The sequence below is a fragment of the Pseudomonas sp. 2,4-D genome (assembly GCF_030418155.1).
Taxonomy (GTDB): domain Bacteria; phylum Pseudomonadota; class Gammaproteobacteria; order Pseudomonadales; family Pseudomonadaceae; genus Aquipseudomonas; species Aquipseudomonas alloputida.
On the sequence record NZ_JAUHUI010000022.1, the window covers coordinates 24,425 to 43,834 of the forward strand.

Annotated in this window: 15 protein-coding genes; 7 read left to right on the forward strand and 8 right to left on the reverse strand. The window is 63.6% G+C overall.

What is annotated here, in order from left to right; all coding sequences use genetic code 11:
- Positions 1-255 precede the first annotated feature (255 nt).
- Together QYE47_RS16530 and QYE47_RS16535 are read left to right on the forward strand one after the other, a co-directional pair.
- Positions 256-2,673, forward strand: a complete 2,418-nt coding sequence (locus QYE47_RS16530) for a glucose/quinate/shikimate family membrane-bound PQQ-dependent dehydrogenase (protein ID WP_070383983.1) — start codon at positions 256-258, stop codon at positions 2,671-2,673.
- A gap of 100 nt (positions 2,674-2,773) precedes the next feature.
- Positions 2,774-4,042 (forward strand): carbohydrate porin, encoded by a 1,269-nt coding sequence (locus QYE47_RS16535; protein WP_014590709.1) that lies wholly within the window; start codon positions 2,774-2,776, stop codon positions 4,040-4,042.
- A gap of 42 nt (positions 4,043-4,084) precedes the next feature.
- Here the strand turns inward: QYE47_RS16535 and argE are convergent, their stop codons facing one another.
- Complete coding sequence (gene argE / locus QYE47_RS16540) at positions 4,085-5,245, reverse strand: acetylornithine deacetylase (protein ID WP_014590708.1); 1,161 nt, start codon at positions 5,243-5,245, stop codon at positions 4,085-4,087.
- Positions 5,238-5,915 carry a DUF1028 domain-containing protein gene (locus tag QYE47_RS16545; protein ID WP_014590707.1) on the reverse strand — a complete coding sequence of 226 codons (678 nt, stop codon included), beginning with the start codon at positions 5,913-5,915 and terminating at the stop codon, positions 5,238-5,240. Before QYE47_RS16545 ends, argE begins: the two co-directional genes overlap by 8 nt.
- A gap of 317 nt (positions 5,916-6,232) precedes the next feature.
- Between QYE47_RS16545 and QYE47_RS16550 the strand changes: the two genes are divergently transcribed.
- Together QYE47_RS16550 and QYE47_RS16555 are read left to right on the forward strand one after the other, a co-directional pair.
- A complete protein-coding gene (locus QYE47_RS16550) occupies positions 6,233-7,552 on the forward strand; it encodes an NAD(P)/FAD-dependent oxidoreductase (protein WP_010954426.1) in 1,320 nt (439 codons plus the stop codon).
- Complete coding sequence (locus QYE47_RS16555; protein ID WP_014590706.1) at positions 7,552-7,968, forward strand: RidA family protein; 417 nt, start codon at positions 7,552-7,554, stop codon at positions 7,966-7,968. The genes QYE47_RS16550 and QYE47_RS16555 overlap by 1 nt, the downstream gene beginning before the upstream one ends.
- Positions 7,969-8,253: 285 nt before the next feature.
- On the opposite strand, the gene QYE47_RS16560 is transcribed toward QYE47_RS16555, so the two are convergent.
- Positions 8,254-9,081, reverse strand: a complete 828-nt coding sequence (locus QYE47_RS16560; protein WP_070383984.1) for an amidohydrolase — start codon at positions 9,079-9,081, stop codon at positions 8,254-8,256.
- Between the two features lie 148 nt (positions 9,082-9,229).
- Between QYE47_RS16560 and QYE47_RS16565 the strand changes: the two genes are divergently transcribed.
- Complete coding sequence (locus QYE47_RS16565; protein WP_014590704.1) at positions 9,230-10,168, forward strand: LysR substrate-binding domain-containing protein; 939 nt, start codon at positions 9,230-9,232, stop codon at positions 10,166-10,168.
- An 80-nt stretch (positions 10,169-10,248) separates the two neighbouring features.
- Here QYE47_RS16565 and QYE47_RS16570 read toward each other — a convergent pair whose 3' ends face one another.
- The 4 genes from QYE47_RS16570 to pgm all read right to left on the reverse strand — a co-directional run bounded on the left by QYE47_RS16570 (position 10,249) and on the right by pgm (position 15,891).
- Complete coding sequence (locus QYE47_RS16570; RefSeq protein ID WP_014590703.1) at positions 10,249-12,654, reverse strand: TonB-dependent receptor; 2,406 nt, start codon at positions 12,652-12,654, stop codon at positions 10,249-10,251.
- 67 nt (positions 12,655-12,721) lie between these two features.
- Positions 12,722-13,666, reverse strand: a complete 945-nt coding sequence (locus tag QYE47_RS16575; protein WP_014590702.1) for a FecR domain-containing protein — start codon at positions 13,664-13,666, stop codon at positions 12,722-12,724.
- Positions 13,663-14,175: a sigma-70 family RNA polymerase sigma factor gene (locus QYE47_RS16580; protein ID WP_012052087.1), complete on the reverse strand. Its 513-nt coding sequence runs from the start codon at positions 14,173-14,175 to the stop codon at positions 13,663-13,665. Before QYE47_RS16580 ends, QYE47_RS16575 begins: the two co-directional genes overlap by 4 nt.
- A gap of 78 nt (positions 14,176-14,253) precedes the next feature.
- On the reverse strand, positions 14,254-15,891 hold the full coding sequence (gene pgm, locus QYE47_RS16585) for a phosphoglucomutase (alpha-D-glucose-1,6-bisphosphate-dependent) (RefSeq protein ID WP_014590701.1): 1,638 nt from the start codon (positions 15,889-15,891) through the stop codon (positions 14,254-14,256).
- A gap of 173 nt (positions 15,892-16,064) precedes the next feature.
- On the opposite strand from pgm, the gene QYE47_RS16590 reads away from it, so the two are divergent.
- Positions 16,065-16,712, forward strand: coding sequence for a DUF1345 domain-containing protein (locus tag QYE47_RS16590; protein WP_014590700.1), 648 nt, complete (start codon positions 16,065-16,067; stop codon positions 16,710-16,712).
- A gap of 274 nt (positions 16,713-16,986) precedes the next feature.
- The gene (locus tag QYE47_RS16595) at positions 16,987-17,247 is read left to right on the forward strand and encodes a DUF1652 domain-containing protein (RefSeq protein ID WP_014590699.1); all 261 of its coding nucleotides are present in this window, start codon (positions 16,987-16,989) and stop codon (positions 17,245-17,247) included.
- Here QYE47_RS16595 and QYE47_RS16600 read toward each other — a convergent pair.
- Positions 17,244-19,331 (reverse strand): bifunctional diguanylate cyclase/phosphodiesterase, encoded by a 2,088-nt coding sequence (locus QYE47_RS16600; protein ID WP_014590698.1) that lies wholly within the window; start codon positions 19,329-19,331, stop codon positions 17,244-17,246. The genes QYE47_RS16595 and QYE47_RS16600 overlap by 4 nt on opposite strands.
- Positions 19,332-19,410: the final 79 nt, after the last annotated feature.

The following is a 19,410-nucleotide window of genomic DNA, read 5'->3' on the forward strand; positions in this document are numbered from 1 at the left end:
ATGCCGGCCCGTGCACAAGGCGCAGTTGTGCCGTCGCCGTGCAAGGTTGGGCTTACGACCAAAGCATGAATACAAATCGAAGAGGCGTCATAAACGCCCCGTTCAATGCGTTTTTCAGCACATTATCTATACTTTTGGCCACATCTTCGTAAGTTCAGCCCTGCGACAATCAGCCTCGCTCAATTATGTACCAACTTGTTAATTAGCAAGCTAAGGGCTTAAACTGCGCGCATTCCACCTGCTGAGATCCCTGGCATGAAAGAAACACCGCGCGCCTCTGGCGCCACAAACTTCATCCTGGTCGGCCTGGGCGTGATCATCGCCCTGCTCGGCCTCCTCCTCGCTGCTGGCGGCGTCAAGCTCGCCGGTCTGGGCGGTTCCTGGTACTTCCTGATCGGCGGCTTGGCCATGGCCATCGCCGGTGTCCTCATTGCTCGCCGCAAGAAGGCGGGTGCCTGGCTGTATGCCGTGTTCCTGGTCGGTACTGCCATCTGGGCACTGATCGATGCGGGCCTGGTGTTCTGGCCGCTGTTCTCGCGCCTGTTCATGTTTGGCGCAATCGGCATGGTCGTGGCGCTGGTCTACCCGCTGCTGGCGCGTGCCAACGGCGCCAGCGCCGGGCGCGGTGCGTACGGCGTAGCCGGGGTAATGGCCGTGGTACTGGTGATCGCGGTCGGCAACATGTTCGTTGCCCACCCAAGCGTCGCGCCCACCGGCAAAGGCCCGGGCATGACCCCGGTCGAAACCGGCAAGGAACAGAAAGACTGGGCCCACTACGGCAACACCGAAGGTGGCAGCCGCTTCGCCGCACTGGACCAGATCAACCGTGACAACGTCAACAAGCTGAAAGTGGCCTGGACCTACCACACCGGCGACGTCGCGATCAGTGACGGCAACGGTGCCGAAGACCAGCTCACCCCACTGCAGATCGGCAGCAAGGTGTTCATCTGTACCCCGCACAACAACCTGATCGCACTCGATGCCGACACCGGCAAAGAGCTGTGGAAGAACGAAATCAACGCCCAGTCCAAGGTCTGGCAGCGTTGCCGTGGCATGGCCTACTTTGACGCCACTGCCGCCATCGCCCAGCCAACCCAGCCGAACAGCTCGCCGATCACCGGCGTTAGCGTAGCGGCCGGTGCCAACTGCCAGCGTCGCCTGCTGACCAACACCATCGACGGCCGCCTGATTGCCGTCGACGCTGACAACGGCGAGTTCTGCCAGGGCTTCGGCAACAATGGCCAGGTCGACCTCAAGGCCGGCCTGGGTGATGTACCGGACTCCTACTACCAGCTGTCCTCGGCACCGCTGATGGCCGGCACTACCGTAGTGGTTGGCGGTCGTGTTGCCGACAACGTCCAGACCGACATGCCAGGCGGCGTGATCCGTGGTTTTGACGTGATCACCGGTGAAATGCGCTGGGCCTTCGACCCGGGCAACCCGGAAGATCGCCAGGCACCACAGGCCGACAGCACCTACGTGCGCAGCACCCCGAACAGCTGGGCGCCGATGTCTTACGACCCGGCGATGAACACCGTGTTCCTGCCCATGGGTTCGTCGTCCACCGACATTTACGGCGTAGAGCGCAGCAAACTGGACCACACTTACGGCGCTTCGGTGCTGGCCCTGGACGCCACCACCGGCAACCAGAAATGGGTGTTCCAGACCGTGCACAACGACCTCTGGGACTTCGACCTGCCCATGCAGCCAAGCCTGATCGACTTCACCAAGGACGACGGCCAGTCGGTACCTGCGGTGGTGATCGGCACCAAGGCCGGGCAGATCTACGTGCTCGACCGCGCCACCGGCAAGCCGCTGACCCAGGTCGACGAAGTACCGGTCAAGCCAAGCAACATCCCGAACGAGCCGTACTCCCCTACCCAGCCCAAGTCGGTGGGCATGCCGCAGATCGGTGCGCAGACCCTGACCGAATCGGACATGTGGGGCGCCACCCCGTATGACCAGCTGCTATGCCGCATCGACTTCAAGAAGATGCGCTACGACGGCCTGTACACCGCGCCGGGTACCGACCTGTCGCTGAGCTTCCCGGGTTCGCTGGGTGGCATGAACTGGGGCAGCATTTCTACCGACCCGTTACATGGCTTCATCTTCGTCAACGACATGCGTCTGGGCCTGTGGATCCAGATGATCCCGTCGCAGAACAAAGGTGGCGCGGCTTCCGGTGGCGAAGCACTGAACACTGGCATGGGCGCGGTACCGCTCAAGGGCACCCCGTATGCCGTGAACAAGAACCGCTTCCTGTCGGTCGCAGGCATTCCGTGCCAGGCACCGCCGTTCGGCACCCTGACCGCCATCGACATGAAAACCCGCCAGGTGGCCTGGCAAGTGCCGGTAGGCACCGTTGAAGACACCGGCCCGCTCGGCATCCGCATGCACCTGCCGATCAAGATCGGCCTGCCAACGCTGGGCGGCACCCTGTCTACCCAAGGCGGCCTGGTGTTCATCGCCGGTACCCAGGACTTCTACCTGCGTGCCTACGACAGCAGCAACGGTAACGAAATCTGGAAGGCTCGCCTGCCAGTAGGCAGCCAGGGCGGCCCGATGACCTACGTCTCGCCGAAGACCGGCAAGCAGTACGTGGTGATCACCGCTGGCGGTGCACGCCAGTCGACTGACCGTGGCGACTATGTGATTTCTTACGCTCTGCCGTAAGTCCGCGTCGCCTGCTTCGCGGGCAAGCCCTCTCCTACAAGGCCCCTGTAGGAGCGGGCTTGCCCGCGAATGCCCCTCAAAGACAATCCGAGATTCTGTAATGCCATCCGCAATTCGCATCACCCCCACCCTGCTGCTGGCCCTGGCCAGCACCACTGCCCTTGCCAGCGACGACCTCATGACCCGCAGCACCCTGACCGGTGACTGGGGCGGCCTGCGCCATCAACTCGAAGAAGACGGCGTCAAGATCACCGGTGACTACAGCGGTGAAACCGCCTACAACGCCCATGGCGGCCTGCACCGTTCGGCGCGCTATTCGCAGAACGTCAAGCTGGGCGTGCAGTTCGACCTGTCGAAACTGTACGGCCTGGACAACGGCGGCAAGGTCCAGCTGACCATCAACGACCGCCGCGGTAACAGCGCCTCGGAAGACCTGGTAGGCAACCGCCTGCCAATCCAGGAAAACTTCGGCGGCCTGTACACCCGCCTGACCGAGCTGAGCTACGAGCGCACGCTGTTCACCCCGGCGCTCAACGTCAAGCTCGGCTACATGGCCATGGGCAACGACCTCGGCGGCCTGGACAGCGGCATCCTGTGCAACTTCATGAACGCCGGCTTCTGCGGCCACCCGCTGAACATGTCCGGCGGCAGTGGCTGGACCAACTACCCCAACGCCCACCTCGGCGTGCGCGTGAAGTACGACCTGTCACCTGCCTGGCAGTTGCGCGTGGCCGCGTTCAACGTCGATCCCGAAAGCAACGGCAACTCCAGCCGCGCCTGGCACCTGGGGCCCAAGCACACCACCGGCACCGTGGTACCGGTAGAACTGGTATACAAGCTGCAGGGTGAACTGCCAGGCGAGTACAAGCTTGGCTACTACTACGACAGCTCTGATGTGAAACGCATCGGCAGTGATGATGAAGTGTCCGGCCGGGGTGGCCATTACCTGCTGGTCGACCAGGCGGTGTGGAACGACCCGGCCTCCCCAGGCCGAAGCCTGCACGCCTTCGGCCAGTACTCGGCGTCGAGCAAGGCGGCTTCGCCGTTCACCAAGTGGTATGGCGCCGGCGTGGTGCTGTACAAGCCGTTCGAAGGCCGCCCGAAGGATACCGTGGCACTGGGTTACGGCCGCGCCGTACCCAACCCGCGTAGCCGCGATGTGCTGGAGGATGCCGCGTTCAACGCCGGCCAGCAGTTCCCGGATATCGACAGCGCCGAACAGTTGATCGAACTGAGCTACGGCTACCAGGCCACGCCATGGCTGAACCTGCGCCCGGATGTGCAATACATCATCGAGCCAGGGGCGTTTTCGGGCAAAGACATCGACAACGCACTCGTGGTCGGCCTGCAGGTCAAGGCGACCTTCTGAACCGCCGGGGCCGCACTGCGGCCCCATCCGCCGGCGCAACCCTCAAGCCTGTTTGAGGTAGTCCACCAGCCTCAGCAGCATGGCATCACAGCCGCGCAACTGCTCGACACTGACAAACTCATCCGGCTTGTGGCCCTGGTCCATGCTGCCAGGCCCGCACACCACGGTGGGGATGCCCGCCTGGTCGAACAAGCCACCCTCGGTACCAAACGCTACCGTGCCGAACGTATCCGAGCCGCTGAGTAGCGCCACCAACCGCGCAGCCTCGCTGTCTTCCGGTGTCGCCAGCCCCGGATAGGCACTCAGCGGCTCCAGGCGAATGGCGCTGGCGGAATTGACCTTGCGCATGCGCGGCAACAACTCCGCCTGCGCATACGTTTGTAACTGGTCGGCCACCGCCTGCGCCTCGAACCCTGGGAGCGCGCGCACTTCGAAATCGAACTCGCACTCCGCCGGCACGATGTTCAGCGCCCTGCCCCCTTTGATCACGCCGGTCTGCACCGTGGAGAACGGCGGATCGAAGCGCTTGTCGTGATGGGCCGGCTGTGCCAGGGCATCGCCGATGTCACCCAACTTGCCAATCAGTTTCGCCGCATACTCGATGGCGTTCACCCCATACGGCGCGTACGCCGAATGGCACGCTGCGCCCTGTACCTGGCAACGCATTGCCAGCTTACCCTTGTGCCCCAGCACCGGTTTGAGTTCGGTGGGTTCACCGATCAGGCACAGCCGTGGTTTACACGGGCGCTTTTCGAGGGCAGCCAGCATCGAGCGCACACCCAGGCAACCGACTTCTTCGTCGTAGGAAAACGCCAGGTGTACCGGCATGCGCAACGGCTGCGCGAGAAACGCGGGCACAGCAGCCAGCACCGAGGCGATAAAGCCTTTCATGTCGGCCGTGCCGCGGCCATACAGGCGGCCGTCACGCTCACTCAGGGCAAACGGATCGACCGTCCAGGCCTGGCCATCCACCGGCACCACATCGGTATGCCCGGACAGCACCACACCGCCAACATCCCTGGGACCGACAGTGGCGAACAGGTTGGCCTTGGTGCCCTCCGGGTTATGGAACAGCTCGCACTCCACCCCCAGCTCGGCCAGGTAATCACGGATAAAACCGATCAGCGCCAGGTTGGAGTCGCGGCTCACCGTGGCAAAGCCGATCAGCCGGGCCAGCAGCGCGCGACTGGCAAATTCACTCATCGCCCGGCACCCCATAGCTTGGCGCGGCGGTCGGGTTGAGGGCGCGGGTGACGTAATCCTGCATCTGCGGGCGATAGGCTTGCCACAGGCCATCGAGCACGCCGATCGGATCACTGTCGGCCCAATCGACGCGCAGGTCCACCAGCGGCCAGGTCAGCTCGCCAGCAATCTTCAGCGCCGCCGAGTGCACGGGCCCGGCTTCGCCACCTGCGGCCATTGCCGCGTGCATGGCTGCCAGCAGGCGGTCGGCCAGGTGGCCGCCGGCCTGCTCAAAGGCCAGCACCATGGCTTCGATCACCTGGGTCGAGGACAAAAGGTTGCCGGCCGCCGCGCATTGTTCGCCGGCCACTGCATGGTGAGTTCCCAGTGCTTCCCGCCCGGTGAACAGTGCTACCTGGCCGTGGCTGTCGATCACCGTGACCTGGCGGTACTCACTCCAGCCATTGGCACTCAGCACCCTGTCCAGCGCAGCGGCGGGCGGCAACTGGCCATGCTCCAGGGCATCGAGAATCTGCGGGCCCAGCGCCGGAAGGGTGATGTTCTGGGTCGAGACCGCGCCCACACCGGCACGCACCCAGGGGCAACGGGCACCCACGGCGATGCTCGACGAGCTGATGGCGATACCTACCTGGCCGGTTTCCTGGCAACGACCGATGATGGAGAACGTCATGTCATGGTTCCTGTTGTGCTGTGCGATACACGGCATTCTGAGTGGAACCTTCGGGCGGGCGAAACGACCTTTTTCCGAGGGGGTAGGCAGGAAAAAACTATGCTCTAGGGCCCGCCCTCCGCACCCGCTCGAAAAACTACGTCACCCACCCGGCCAACCCGGCCCACAGGCCAGAGAACTCAAGGCCTTCGCCGTTTTATCGGCAAGCACCAGCTAAATACTATTTTCGCCATTTCGACGGCATCCCTAGTCTGGCTCCAGGCAACGGCGGTCCTCCAAACCGACCTGACAAAAACCGCCTGAACAAGGGCTCGGACATGACACTGAACAACCTCGAAATCGACACCCTCGTCGTCGGCGCCGGCCAGGCCGGCGTGGCCATGAGCGAACACCTGAGCAAGCTTGGCGTGCCGCATCTGGTGCTGGAACGCAACCGCATCGCGCAGGCCTGGCGTACCGGCCGCTGGGACTCGCTGGTCGCCAACGGCCCGGCCTGGCACGACCGCTTCCCGGGGCTGGAATTCAACCTCGACGCCGATGCATTCGCCGGCAAGGACCAGGTGGCCGACTACTTCGAGCAGTACGTACGCAAGTACAACCTGCCCGTGCGCACCGGCATTGAAGTCAAGCGCGTGGTGCGTAACAGCGACCGCCCTGGCTTCACCATCGACACCAGTGAAGGCGTGATTCGCGCCAATCGCGTCGTGGCTGCCACCGGCCCGTTCCAGAAACCGGTGATCCCGGCCATCGCGCCGAAAGACAGCAACCTGCACCAGATTCATTCCGCCGCTTATTTCAACCCAGAGCAGTTGCCTGAAGGCGCGGTGCTGGTGGTCGGTGCCGGTTCTTCCGGTGTGCAGATTGCCGAGGAATTGATGCGCGCCGGGCGCCAGGTGTACCTGTCGGTCGGCGCCCACGACCGCCCGCCGCGTGCCTACCGCAACCGCGACTTCTGCTGGTGGCTGGGCGTGCTGGGCGAGTGGGACGCGGAAATTGCCAAGCCCGGTCGCGAGCATGTGACCATCGCAGTCAGCGGCGCCCGTGGTGGCCACACCGTGGACTTCCGCGCCCTCGCCCACCAGGGCATGACCCTGGTCGGCCTGACCCAGTCGTTCGAAAACGGCGTAGCGCGCTTCCAGGACAACCTGGTCGAGAACATCAACCGCGGAGACGACAACTACCTGGCCCTGCTGGATGCGGCCGATGCCTACATCGAACGCAACGGCCTGGACCTGCCGGAAGAGCCCGAAGCCCGCCAGCGCCTGGCCGACCCGGAGTGCATGCGTAACCCGCTGCAGCAGCTGGACCTGGCCAAGGCCGGCGTCAGCAGCATCATCTGGGCCACCGGTTACGGCGTGGACTTCAGCTGGCTGCAGGTAGACACCTTCGATGCCAACGGCAAGCCCCAGCACCAGCGTGGTGTGGCCCGTGAACCGGGCGTGTACTTCCTCGGCCTGCCGTGGTTGTCGCGCCGTGGTTCATCGTTCATCTGGGGGGTGTGGCACGACGCCAAGCACGTCGCCGGCCACATCGCCACGCAACGTACCTACACCGCCTACCGCGACCGCGAGCAACGCGCAGCGGATGAGCAGCAAACCGCCAAGATCAGCAATGTCAGCACCCTCGGAGCCCACTGATGCCTACCCATACTCGCATCCGCATGTTCAACACCAAGGAAACCTACCCCAACCAGACCCTGGACAACGACTTGTGCCAGGCCGTGCGGGCGGGCAATACCATCTACGTGCGCGGCCAGGTCGGTACCGACTTCGAAGGCAAGCTGGTGGGCCTGGGTGACCCGCGCGCACAAACCGAACAGGCGATGAAGAACGTCAAGCAACTGCTTGAAGAAGCGGGCTCGGACCTGTCGCACATCGTCAAGACCACCACCTACATCACCGACCCGCGCTTCCGCGAGCCGGTGTACAAAGAGGTGGGCAAGTGGCTCAAGGGCGTGTTCCCGATTTCCACCGGGTTGGTGGTGGCCGGGTTGGCCCAGGCCGAGTGGCTGATGGAGATCGACGTCATCGCCGTGGTACCCGATCAGCAATGACCGTAGGCCTGAATGGCGGGTGGTGACTGTCACCTGCCGTCCAGCCACGCCTGGGTTGCCCGTGCCGCAGCTTGCAAGCGCTGAGGTGCGGGCACGCCAACGGGCGACACTTCCACGCTGACACGTCGCCCGCAATTCGCGCGCGGCTGGCTACCTGGCGCCAGCTTCAACGCTGTCAGGTATGCCAAGTCCTGCCCATGCAATAGATCGCCCTCCCGCCGCCGAGGCCGAACACAAAACCTGTGGTAAAGGCGATCGCCAGGCCGATGCCACACAGGCCACCGGTTAGGCAAACCCGAACAATCGGCGAGGGGTGTCCCACATCACTGTGCGGCGCAGCCGGGCATCCGGCATCAGGCGCTCGGCCAGCTTCAGCAGCGGGCCGTAGTCCACCCGCGCGGGCTGGCGAATGAACGGCCAGTCCGAACCCCACACACAGGCTTGGGCGCCAAAGGCTTCGAGCAGGGCCTGCACGTATGCACTGCTCTGATCGAACAAGGCATCCGCTGCGGCAAACTTCTGCATGCCTGACAGCTTCACGCAGGCGCGGCCACTGTCGGCCACCCGCAGCAACGCCTGAAAGCCGGCTTGCTGCACACCGGCAGCGACATCCGGGCGGCCGCAATGGTCAATCAACAGACGAGCCTGCGAGCCTTGCAGCAGGCCGTGCAGGTCCAGCAACTGGTCGTCACACACCTGCAGCTGGGCGAACATGCCAAGCTCGGCAAGCTTGCCGAACAGCCCGTCAACGCCCTTGAGGCTGGCTACCCCGTAAAGCGCGGGGTTGAAGGCGATACCCACCACGCCTCGCGCCTGCAACGCCGCCAGCGCATCGAGGTTGATGTCCGCCTTGACCACCGCCACCCCCTTGAACCGCCCCTGCCCGCTGGCCAAGGCATGCAGCAGGCAGCGGTTGTCGGTGTGGTAGCCGCTGTTGGGGCCCACCAGCAAGGCATGTTGCACGCCGTAAGCGTCCATCACCCGGGTGAACTGCGCCTGGGTGGCGACCTCCTGGCCGGAGGGCGCATAGGGTGCATCGGGGTGATAGGGGAAACGGGCGGGGTCAAACAAATGGTTATGGCAATCGATCTTCGCTTCATCAAATATGTTCACACAGCACTCCCGTCAAGCGCCACTGCGCTTGCCTGCAGATGTTGTTATTGTGCGCCGCAAGGGCGGTCAGGCCGGGGTTCACGATACTGTGTGGCCGGCTTTGACGCTCATACCCAGATGGCGAAAACCATAACCGAAGGTAATACACATGCTGCTTGGCAACGAAGGCGCGGACGCAAGCCCCATGGTGTTCAAGCTGCGGCACATGGAAGTGTTCAGGGCGGTGATGCTGACGGGCTCGATCAGCGCGGCGGCCAAATTGCTGTATGTGTCGCAGCCGGCGGTGAGCAAGCTGATCCAGCACATCGAAGCGCGCCTGGCCTACCCGCTGTTCGAGCGCGTCAACAACCGCCTGGTGCCGACGGCCGAAGCGCAGGTGCTGTTTCGGGAGGTCGAGCGGGTGTACCAGGCAGCGTTGCAGGTCAACGAATGCGCTTTGGCGCTGGGCGCTGGCGGCCAGCGTAAGCTGCGCATCTCGTGCAGTGCATCGTTGTCCACGGTGGTGATCCCGATGGCCCTGGCCCAGCTCAAGCGTGAATCACCGTCACTGAATATCGAGTGGCAAACCTCGTTGATGGGCGAAATGCCCAATCAGATCTTGTCGAAAAAGGTCGACCTGTCGATCGCCGCCCTGCCGGTGGTGCACGACCACCTGCATTCGCAAGCGTTCATGCGTGGACGCATGGTGGTGGTGATGCCGCCGGGTCACCTTTTGGCCGGTCAGCCCGCGCTGACCTTGCAGCAGCTGGAGGGCCATGCGTTGCTGCTGTTCCGGCCCGACATGCCGTTTGGCAAGCTGTTGGCCGAACACATCGGGCGCCGCGGGCTGCAGCTGAACTCACCGTTGTCGTTCACCAATGCCAACGAGGCTGTGGCGTTGGTCAAGCAAGGCATGGGCATCAGCGTGATCGACGAGTTCGTTGCACAGGACAGCGGGCTGGCGGTGGTGCCGTTGGCCGATGACATTCACTTCGATATCAGCTTCGTCTATTCGCACTTCGAGCCGCCCTCGCATGCGGCGCTGCAGTTGATGCGGGTGTTGCAGGGCCAGGCGCAGAAGCTGGGGCGGGCGCTTGCGCCGGGCTGATCATCTACGCAACCGCCCCACCGAGTCGCCTGATTCCCGGTCGCACCCGCTCCCGCTGGGTAGGTATACAAGGGTTCGGTTTAAAAGCCGACTGTGGCCGAGAGCAGATAGGTCCGCGGCGTAGACAGGGTCAACCCCGGCTCACTGTCATCCGACGCCCCCGCCGAGCTCCAGTAGCGATCATCGAGCACATTCTCGACACTGGCCCGTACGGTAACCTCGGTGGCGTCCACCTTGAAGGCGTAACGTGCGCCCAGGTCATAACGCTCCCAGCCGTCGATGCGCTTGCTGTTGTTCTGGTCCAGGTACTGCGAACTTGAGTGAATGCCGCGCGCTGTGAAGGTCAGGCCGTTCACCCCTGGCACGTCCCATTCAGCCCCCAGATTGACGTTGTATTCGGGCGTGGCCGGCGCACGGTTGCCATCGTATGCACCGCCGACAGTGTCGGTCAGTTCGCTGTCGATAAACATCACCCCACCCAACACCCGCACGCCCTGCACCGGCTCACCGAACACACTCAGCTCGATGCCGCGGTTGTCACGCTTGCCATTGGGGCCGAACACCCGCGAGGCGGGGTTGGTCTCGTAGGCCGGCTGGCGAATGCGGAAGGCGCTGGCAGTAAAGGCCACCTGGCCGAGGTCGTACTTGGCCCCCACCTCGATCTGGCGGCTGGTGAACGGCGGGAAGATCTGGTCTTCGTTGATCGAGGTCGATGGGGCTATCTTGCCTTGGCTCAGGCCCTCCATGTAGTTGGCGTACAACGAGAGCTGGTCGGTGACCTTGAGCAATACGCCCCCAGAAGGCGAGACCTTTTCTTCGTCATAGCCCGTATCGCCTTTGACGCCGTCGCTCCAGTCATCCACCTGCACCCGCTGCCAGCGCGCCCCAAGGGTCAACAGCAGGCGGTCGTCGAAAAAGCCAAGGGTGTCGGCCAGGGCCACGCCAGAGAAGCGGTTTTCCGTGTAGACCTCGGGGTCGAGGCGGGTTGGCGTACCGGGTGCCGGTGCGGCTACCGGGTTGTAGAGGTTGCTCGGCGACGCGGCATAGCGCGCACCGCCGTTGGTGAAGTCCATGTAGTAATAGCTGGCGGCCAGGTTCAGCTCGTGGCTCACCGGGCCGGTATGGAACCAGTGACGTAAACCGGCCATGGCGGTGCGCACCGATTCGTCCCGGGTAAAGTCACGCGGCTGCACGGTGAAGTCGCCGGCATCGTTGGTGATCGACACGTTATGACGCAGGAAGTCATGGTTGCTCTTGCGCGCACCGACCGCACCATAGGCCAGCAGCGATTCGCTGATATCGTACTCGGCGTTCAGCGCACCGAAGGTGTCGTTGGTACGCGCCTTGCTCCAGGCCTGGGCGTAGTTGTGGCGTACGTCATTGGCATTGGGCACCTTGGCATTGGCACCGACCAGCACACGCTCCTGCGGGGCGTCGGTGTCGCGTTCGGTGTGGCCCAGGTCCGCCGAGAGACGCAGGCGCTCGCCTCGAAAATCCAGGCCCAGCACCGCCATTTCGCGGTCGACGCGCTGGTGGTCCCATTCGGTATCGCCGGCCTGCTTCACGCCATTGAAGCGCACGCCGAACTGCTGGCCTTCACCAAAGCGACGGCCGATGTCCACTGCGCCGCCAGCCTGGCCGGCCGAGGCGTAGCTGCCGGTGAATTCGGTGATCGGCTTGTCAGCGGCTCGCTTTGGCTGCACATTGATACCGCCGCCCACGCTGCCACGCGGCGATATGCCGTTGATCAACTGGCTGGGGCCTTTGATGATGTCGACCCGGTCGGCCATTTCCATGTCGATCGAATACGTCGGCAAGATGCCATAGAGGCCATTGTAGGCCACATCACTGTTGAACAGGCTGAAGCCGCGAATGGTGAACTGCTCGAAACGCCCGCCCGCCGGGTTGGTAGCACGCACCGAAGGGTCACTGGCAATCAGCTCGCCCAAGGTGCGCGCCTGTTGGTTCTTGACCAGGTCGCTGGTGTAGCTTGTGATGCTGAACGGGGTTTCCATGAAGTCGCGCGAACCGAGCAAGCCTTGTGCCCCTTGGCGTGCCACTTGGCCACCGGCATACGGCTGCGTTTGGTTGCCTGCGGCCAGGCCGCCGACGATGCTGGTGGGGGCAATTTCCAGAGCGCCACTGGCCTGGGGGGCTGGCATCAGGGTGAAGGCCCCCTCACCCACCGGCAGCGCCTGCAGGCCGCTACTGCGCAGCAACTGATTGAAGCCTTCATCGACACTGTAACGACCGGACAAGCCGTTACTTTGCCGGCCCTCTACCAATGCCGGGTCCAGCGAAAGGCTGACACCGGCCTGGTCGGCGAAATGGGTCAAGGCGGCACCCAGGCTGGCTGGCGCCACCTGGAACGTACGCCGGGCCGGCTCATCGGCCCAGGCGGGTACACACAACAGCAGGCTCATCGCGAACAATGGATGTGCTGCGCGCGCCAGTGGGCGCAGGCGGCAGGATTTTACTGCAGGCATTGAACAAGGCTCCCCTTTTATTTTCTCCTACCGGTAATGACCGGCGAGTGAAAAAAAGGGGACAGCCTCATGCTCGATTTTCTCGCGCGGTCAGGCTCACCCAATAACGCGTGCGGGTCTGCACTTGCAACGGCAGGCTGGCGGCGAGCAGGGCCAACACCCGGTCGGTGTCGTCAAGGCGGAACGTGCCGGTCACACGCAAGCGCTCCAGTTCTGGTGCCCAGCGCAGTACGCCAGGGCGATACCTGCGCAGTTCGCGCAGCAACTCGCCCAACGGACGGTCGTCCAGCCTTAGCGTGCCTTCGCGCCAGCCCAGTTGCCATGCGTCGAACGCTTTGACAGGGCCAACGCCGGCCGCCTGCAAACTGGCCTGTTGGCCGGCCTGCAGCATCACGGCTGGACCACGCAACGGCTGCAGGCTGACTGAACCCTCGATCGCCGACACCCGGCAGCCCTCATCAAGCAGGCGCAGGCACGCCTCGCCCTCACTGAGCACCACCCGGCCGTAAGGCACCTGCAAGGTGAGGCTCAGGTTAGCGGGCACGCTGACGGCCACTTCACCGCGCAGCAGTGCCACGCGGCCTGCACCCAGCTCGATATCGACCGCACTGTCGGTGTTCAACTGCAACAAGGTGCCGTCGCTCAGCAGTGCCTGCCTGCGCTCCCCTACTGCGGTGCGCATGTCGGCGGTCCAGGCATCCAGCGGCAGCTCACGGCTCACCAGCCAGGCCACCGGCAACAACGCCGACACACCCAGGGCTTGTTTGAGCAGTGCCCGACGACCGGCATCCGGGCGATCCAGGGCGGCCATCGCCAATGCGCCGGGCAACCCGGCAAACCGCGCTCGCAACAGCGATGCCTTTTGCCAGGCGTCTTCGTGCAGGTGACTGCTGGCGCGCCATTGCGCCAGACGCTGCAGGTCAGATTCGCTTGCGTCGCCAGAATCCAGTAATGCCAGCCAACGGGCTGCAGCACGCAGCGCCTCGCGGGTTTCTGGGGGGTGGGGGCTCATTGCAACTCGGCCAACAGGCAATGTTCGTAAGCCTGCGCCATGTAGCGTTTCACCGAGCGCTGGCAGACGCCCAGGCGCTGGCCAATCTCGGCGTAGCCCAAGCCTTCCAGCTGGCTCCAGAGAAAGGCCTTGCGGATCGGCGGCTTGAGGCCGTCGAGCAACTCATCCAGTGCTTGCAGGGTTTCGAGCAGTACCCAGCGCTGTTCTGGCGACGGCACGTGTTGCTCGGGCAACTGCGCCAAGGCATCAAGGTAGGCCTGCTCCAAGCTACGTCGCTGGTGGAAGTTGCTGAGCAAACGCTTGCCCACGGTCAGCAGGTAGGCACGCGGTTCGCGTATGTCTGCCAGCGGCTGGGCGCTGGCCAGAATGCGCAGAAAGGTATCCTGACTGAGGTCGGCGGCATCCCAGGCATTGCCCATACGCCGGCGCAGCCAGGTTTCAAGCCAGCCGCGATGCTCCCGGTACAGGGCAGGCAGGCCAGGCTCCGGTGGCGGCGCGGCGTCGATCATGAGGAGGGTCCTGCGGCGGAGTAAATAAGATTAATTCTAATTTACATCACGCCACAGAACCAAGCGGTTTGTTACCGGTCAGGCAATGGCTTCATCGACCAGCACTTGTGCTTCCTGCACCAGACGCTGCAAATGCGCCTCGTCGATGAAGCTTTCGGCGTAGATCTTGTAGATGTCTTCAGTACCCGACGGGCGCGCGGCGAACCAGCCATTGGCAGTCATCACCTTAAGCCCGCCAATCGCCTGGCCATTGCCTGGAGCGTGGCTGAGGATCTGCACGATCGGCTCACCGGCCAGTTCGGTCGACTTCACCTGCTCCGGCGCCAACTTGCTCAGCAACGCCTTCTGCCGCGCATCGGCCTTGGCCTCGACACGGGTGGCGAACGGCTTGCCCAACGCGTCGGTCAGGTCGGCATAAGCCTGGCTCGGGTTACGCCCGGTACGGGCGGTCATTTCGGCGGCCAGCAAGGCCGGTATCAAGCCGTCCTTGTCGGTGGCCCACACCGAGCCATCGCGACGCAGGAACGAAGCCCCTGCACTTTCTTCGCCACCAAAACCGAGCGAACCGTCGAACAGGCCCTGGGCGAAGAACTTGAAGCCTACCGGCACCTCATACAGATCGCGGCCCAGTCGTTGGGTAACGCGGTCGATCAGGCCGCTGGAGACCACGGTCTTGCCCACGGCGGCGTCAGTGCGCCATTGCGGGCGGTGGCGGAACAGGTAGTCGATGGCCACGGCAAGGTAGTTGTTGGGTTGCAGCAGGCCGTCAGGGGTGACGATGCCGTGGCGGTCGTGGTCCGGGTCGCAGGCGAAGGCCACGTCAAAGCGCTCGCGCAGGCCTATCAGGCCCTGCATCGCATACGGTGAGGAAGGGTCCATGCGGATCTGGCCGTCCCAGTCGACGGTCATGAAGCGGAAGGTCGGGTCGACCTCGGTGTTCACCACTTCCAGGTCCAGCTGGTAGTGCTTGGCAATGGCCGACCAGTAGCGTACCCCTGCCCCGCCCAGCGGGTCGACGCCCAGGCGCAACCCAGCGCCACGGATGACATCGAAATCGATGACGTTTTTCAGGTCGGCCACATAGTTGCTGACGTAGTCGTGGCGGTGGGTGGTCGGCGCCTGCAGCGCCTGGGCATGGTCCATGCGCTTGACGCCCGCCAGGTTAGCCGCCAGCAGCTCGTTGGCCTTGCCCTCGATCCACTTGGTCACGTCGCTGTCGGCCGGGCCGCCGTTGGGCGGGTTGTACTTGAAGCCACCGCTTTGCGGCGGGTTGTGCGACGGGGTGATGACGATACCGTCAGCCAGGCCCTGCGTGCGGCCACGGTTGTGGCAGAGGATGGCGTGGGAAACCGCCGGCGTAGGCGTGTATTCGTCATCCTTGGACAGCATCACCTGCACGCCATTGGCGGCCAGCACCTCCAGAGCGCTGGCGGTCGCCGGCGCTGAAAGGGCGTGGGTATCGGCGCCGATGAACAGCGGGCCATCGATGCCTTTTTCCTGGCGGTACAGGCAGATCGCCTGGCTAATGGCCAGGACGTGATACTCGTTGAAACTCAACTCAAGCGAACTGCCCCGGTGCCCCGAGGTGCCGAAGGCCACGCGCTGGGCCGCCACGGCAGCGTCTGGGCGGCCCGTGTAATAGGCGGTAAGCAGCCGGGGAATATCGACCAGCACGCTGGCCGGAGCCGGCTTGCCTGCCAAAGGACTGAGCGTCATGCAAAAACCTCGAGTTCAACGGATGTTGGTGTTGGAACGTGCAGTGTACTGAGAGTTGCAATGCCGTGCGATGGGGGACTCAAAGAAACCCCAGCCCCTGCAGGGTATTGCGCATCCCGCCCAACCCTATGACGGTCTAGAGTACAAGCCATACCCATTGTGAATGAGGCCCCATGGCTTTCCATCGCCTGACCCGCACACACCCCCGCCTGAGCATCGCCGCTGTAGTCGGCCTCGCTGGCGCCTGGCTGATCCCCGCCGGTGATACCGTGCAGCATATCCTCGCTGGCTGGAACCTGGGGGTGTGGCTGTACCTGCTGTTGGTGCTCTACCTGAGCTGGACAGCCAGCCCGGAAAAGGTCCGCAAGGTCGCCGGCGTCGAAGACGAGAACGCAGGCCTGGTCCTGCTGACCGTGTGCATCGCCGCCATCGCCAGCCTTGCCGCGGTCGCCCTGCAACTGGTCTCCAGCCGCGGCCTGCAAGGCACGGCCCTCGCCCTGCACTACCTGTACACCGGCCTGACCGTGGTCGGTTCCTGGCTGCTGATCGGCTGCATATTCAGCCTGCATTACGCCCGCCTGTTCTACACCGGGCAAACCCACGAACCGCCGCTGCGCTTCGCTGATGGCGAGCGCAACCCGGATTACTGGGACTTCCACTACTTCTCGTTCACCATCAGCGTGGCGGTGCAAACCTCGGACGTGGGCGTCGCCGGGCGTGGGTTGCGACGGGTGGTACTGGGGCATTCGCTGGTGGGCTTCTTATTCAATACAGCGATTCTGGGATTCACTATCAACATCGCCGCAGGATTGCTGGGTTAAGCGAACCGCTCGTCTGAAATACCTGCGTGTCGAACGTCAGCGAGACCCATGGAACTCAACGGGTAGCTGACACTATCCGACCGGGAAAACGTTTGCCCTGCGGCCAACTGACACACTGCGCCCATGACAAGGATGTGACCGCTGTCATGCATTGGCACATTTGTCGTATTCGCAGCCGAGAATCGCGCGTGGCAGGTGCTATCTTTACTTTCCCGGCGGCCGCATCGAAGTGGCCCCCCGTTCACCACGTCCAGGTACGGACAAGGAGGCTGGCATGAACAAGATGACGTTCCCCAACGCCTGCCAGGTGATGCGCTGGCATTTCCATCCGCTGGGCTTTGAGGCCAGCATGGATGCGCCACGCAGCATGGTCGCGCGGCTGTTCGACCGCGCCAGCGGTGAAACCCTGCTGGCGATTGCCGGCATCCCCTGTGCGGCAATCATGGCCGCCGCCGATGTAGAGCGCATCATCGAAGCCGTCGAGGCGGAAATGGATGCCTTCATACCCACCTTTACCCTGCGCGATGCAGTCTAGCCCGCAGCGGTGAATTCCGGGGCCATGGCCTGCAACTTGTCCATGAACTGCTCGGCCGGCACGGGCTGGCCCAGCAGGTAGCCCTGCAACGAATCACACCCCAGACGGGTCAGGAAGTCCTGCTGCTTGTCGGTTTCAACCCCCTCGGCAACGATACGCAGGCCTAACGCCTGGCCCAGTGCGACAATTGCCGAAACAATCGCTGCATCGTCACTGTCCTGCTCCAGATCACGTACGAAGCCGCGGTCGATTTTCAGCTCGTTGGCTGGCAGGCGCTTGAGGTACATCAGGCTGGAATAGCCCGTACCAAAGTCATCGATGGACAAGTCCACGCCCATGTCGGACAGGCGCTGCAGCACGGTCAGGCTGGCGTCGGCATCGTGCATGGCGGTGGTTTCGGTAATTTCCAGTGTCAGGCAGTTGGCTGGCAAGCCGTTCTGCTGCAGGGCGCGGGCCACGCTGTCGACCAGACCGGCATGGCAGAACTGGATGGCCGACAGGTTCACCGCCATGCGCCAGCCATGATGCCCCTGGTCCAGCCACTGACGCATCTGACGGCAAGCCTCAGTAAGTACCCACTCACCAATGGGGATGATCAGGCCGGTCTTTTCCGCCAGGCCGATGAAGCGGTCAGGCAGCAGCAGGCCCTGCTGCGGGTGCTCCCAGCGCAGCAACGCTTCGGCACCGATCGGCTGGCAGGCCTGGGCGTCGAACTTGGGCTGATAATGCAAGCGGAACTGGCGCTGCTCCAGCGCCACGCGCAAGTCCTGCAACAGCTGCAACTGCTGGCGCGCGTTGCTGTTCATCGACACATCGAAGAAGCTGTAACCGTTCTTTCCGGCGCTCTTGGCATGGTACATGGCAGCGTCGGCATTACGCAGCAGCTCATGCTGGTCCTGGCCGTTGCCCGGATACAGGACGATGCCCAGGCTGGCCGACAGTTGCAGGTCGTGCTCGGCGACGCGGAAAGGCCGGGACACCAGGTTGACCTGCTTGACCGCCACGTCCATGGCATCGTTTGGCTCCTGCAGTTCCACCAGCAGCACGAATTCGTCGCCGCCAATCCGTGCCAGCGTGTCCTGGCTGTGCAGGTGGCCGCGCAGGCGGGCCGCCACTGCCTTGAGCAGAAGGTCACCAATATGATGGCCAAAGGCATCGTTGACTGGTTTGAAGCCGTCCAGATCAATGAACATCAGGGCAAAACAACCACCCTGCTCCGCCACTTTGGCGATGGCCTGTTCGATGCGGTCCGCCAGCAGGGTACGGTTGGGCAGATCGGTGAGGGTGTCGTGCAGGGCCAGTTGGGTCAGTTCCTGGTTGGCCAAGGTCAGCGAACGGGCCAACTCGGCAGTACGTGCCTCGAGACGCGCGTCCAGCACCGAAGTCAGCAAAGCCACTGCCAGTACTGCCAGCGTGGTGATCAGCACCAGGTAAACCAGGCTGTCACCCTGCAATCCGCCCCCCAGCGCGCCGCAAAAGCTGCCCTCGGGGAAGTTCGCCGCGGCCATGCCGGTGTAATGCATGCCAACGATGGCAACGCCCATGACCACCGCCGCCAGGCCGCGGATCTGCCGTACATAGGGTGTGTGTGTGCGCAGGCGGAAGGCGATCCACAATGCCGTCGCCGAGGCACCTACGGCAATCAGCAGCGAAGCACCGAACAACGTCGGGTCGTAATCGATGCCCGGCAGCATGCGCAGGGCAGCCATGCCGGTGTAGTGCATGCAAGCGATACCGGCGCCCATGATCAGCGCGCCGAACCCCAACTGCAGCGCTGGCAGGCTCGGCTGGCTGACCAGCCACAAGGCAAAGCCCGAGGACAGCACAGCGATCAGCAGCGAGAACGCGGTCAGGGCCAGGTCGTACCCCAAGTCGATGGGCAAGCGGAAGGCAAGCATGCCAATGAAATGCATCGACCACACGCCGATGCCCATGGCCAACGCACCGCCGCCCATCCACAGGCAGGCAGCGCGGCCCTTGGCCGTGGCGATGCGGCCGGTCAGGTCAAGGGCGGTATAGGATGCCAGGATCGCCACGCACAGCGAAATCAACACCAGCGAAGAGGAGTAGCTACCGGTCAGCATTGAGAGTTCCAGCGCCGGGACAGGGGCCCGACAAAAGCTGACGATTGTACTCAAGCTTAAGCGAAACGCACGGGGTTTT

Coding starts and splice junctions, on each gene's coding strand:
- QYE47_RS16530 (WP_070383983.1), top strand. CDS start 256: ATGAAAGAAACACCGCGCGCCTCTGGCGCCACAAACTTCATCCTGGTC.
- QYE47_RS16580 (WP_012052087.1), bottom strand. CDS start 14,175: ATGATCGACGCCGCGCCGCCACCGGAGCCTGGCCTGCCTGCCCTGTAC.
- QYE47_RS16545 (WP_014590707.1), bottom strand. CDS start 5,915: ATGACGTTCTCCATCATCGGTCGTTGCCAGGAAACCGGCCAGGTAGGT.
- QYE47_RS16565 (WP_014590704.1), top strand. CDS start 9,230: ATGCTGCTTGGCAACGAAGGCGCGGACGCAAGCCCCATGGTGTTCAAG.
- QYE47_RS16575 (WP_014590702.1), bottom strand. CDS start 13,666: ATGAGCCCCCACCCCCCAGAAACCCGCGAGGCGCTGCGTGCTGCAGCC.
- QYE47_RS16535 (WP_014590709.1), top strand. CDS start 2,774: ATGCCATCCGCAATTCGCATCACCCCCACCCTGCTGCTGGCCCTGGCC.
- QYE47_RS16595 (WP_014590699.1), top strand. CDS start 16,987: ATGAACAAGATGACGTTCCCCAACGCCTGCCAGGTGATGCGCTGGCAT.
- QYE47_RS16555 (WP_014590706.1), top strand. CDS start 7,552: ATGCCTACCCATACTCGCATCCGCATGTTCAACACCAAGGAAACCTAC.
- QYE47_RS16590 (WP_014590700.1), top strand. CDS start 16,065: ATGGCTTTCCATCGCCTGACCCGCACACACCCCCGCCTGAGCATCGCC.
- argE (WP_014590708.1), bottom strand. CDS start 5,245: ATGAGTGAATTTGCCAGTCGCGCGCTGCTGGCCCGGCTGATCGGCTTT.
- QYE47_RS16570 (WP_014590703.1), bottom strand. CDS start 12,654: ATGCCTGCAGTAAAATCCTGCCGCCTGCGCCCACTGGCGCGCGCAGCA.
- QYE47_RS16550 (WP_010954426.1), top strand. CDS start 6,233: ATGACACTGAACAACCTCGAAATCGACACCCTCGTCGTCGGCGCCGGC.
- QYE47_RS16600 (WP_014590698.1), bottom strand. CDS start 19,331: ATGCTGACCGGTAGCTACTCCTCTTCGCTGGTGTTGATTTCGCTGTGC.
- pgm (WP_014590701.1), bottom strand. CDS start 15,891: ATGACGCTCAGTCCTTTGGCAGGCAAGCCGGCTCCGGCCAGCGTGCTG.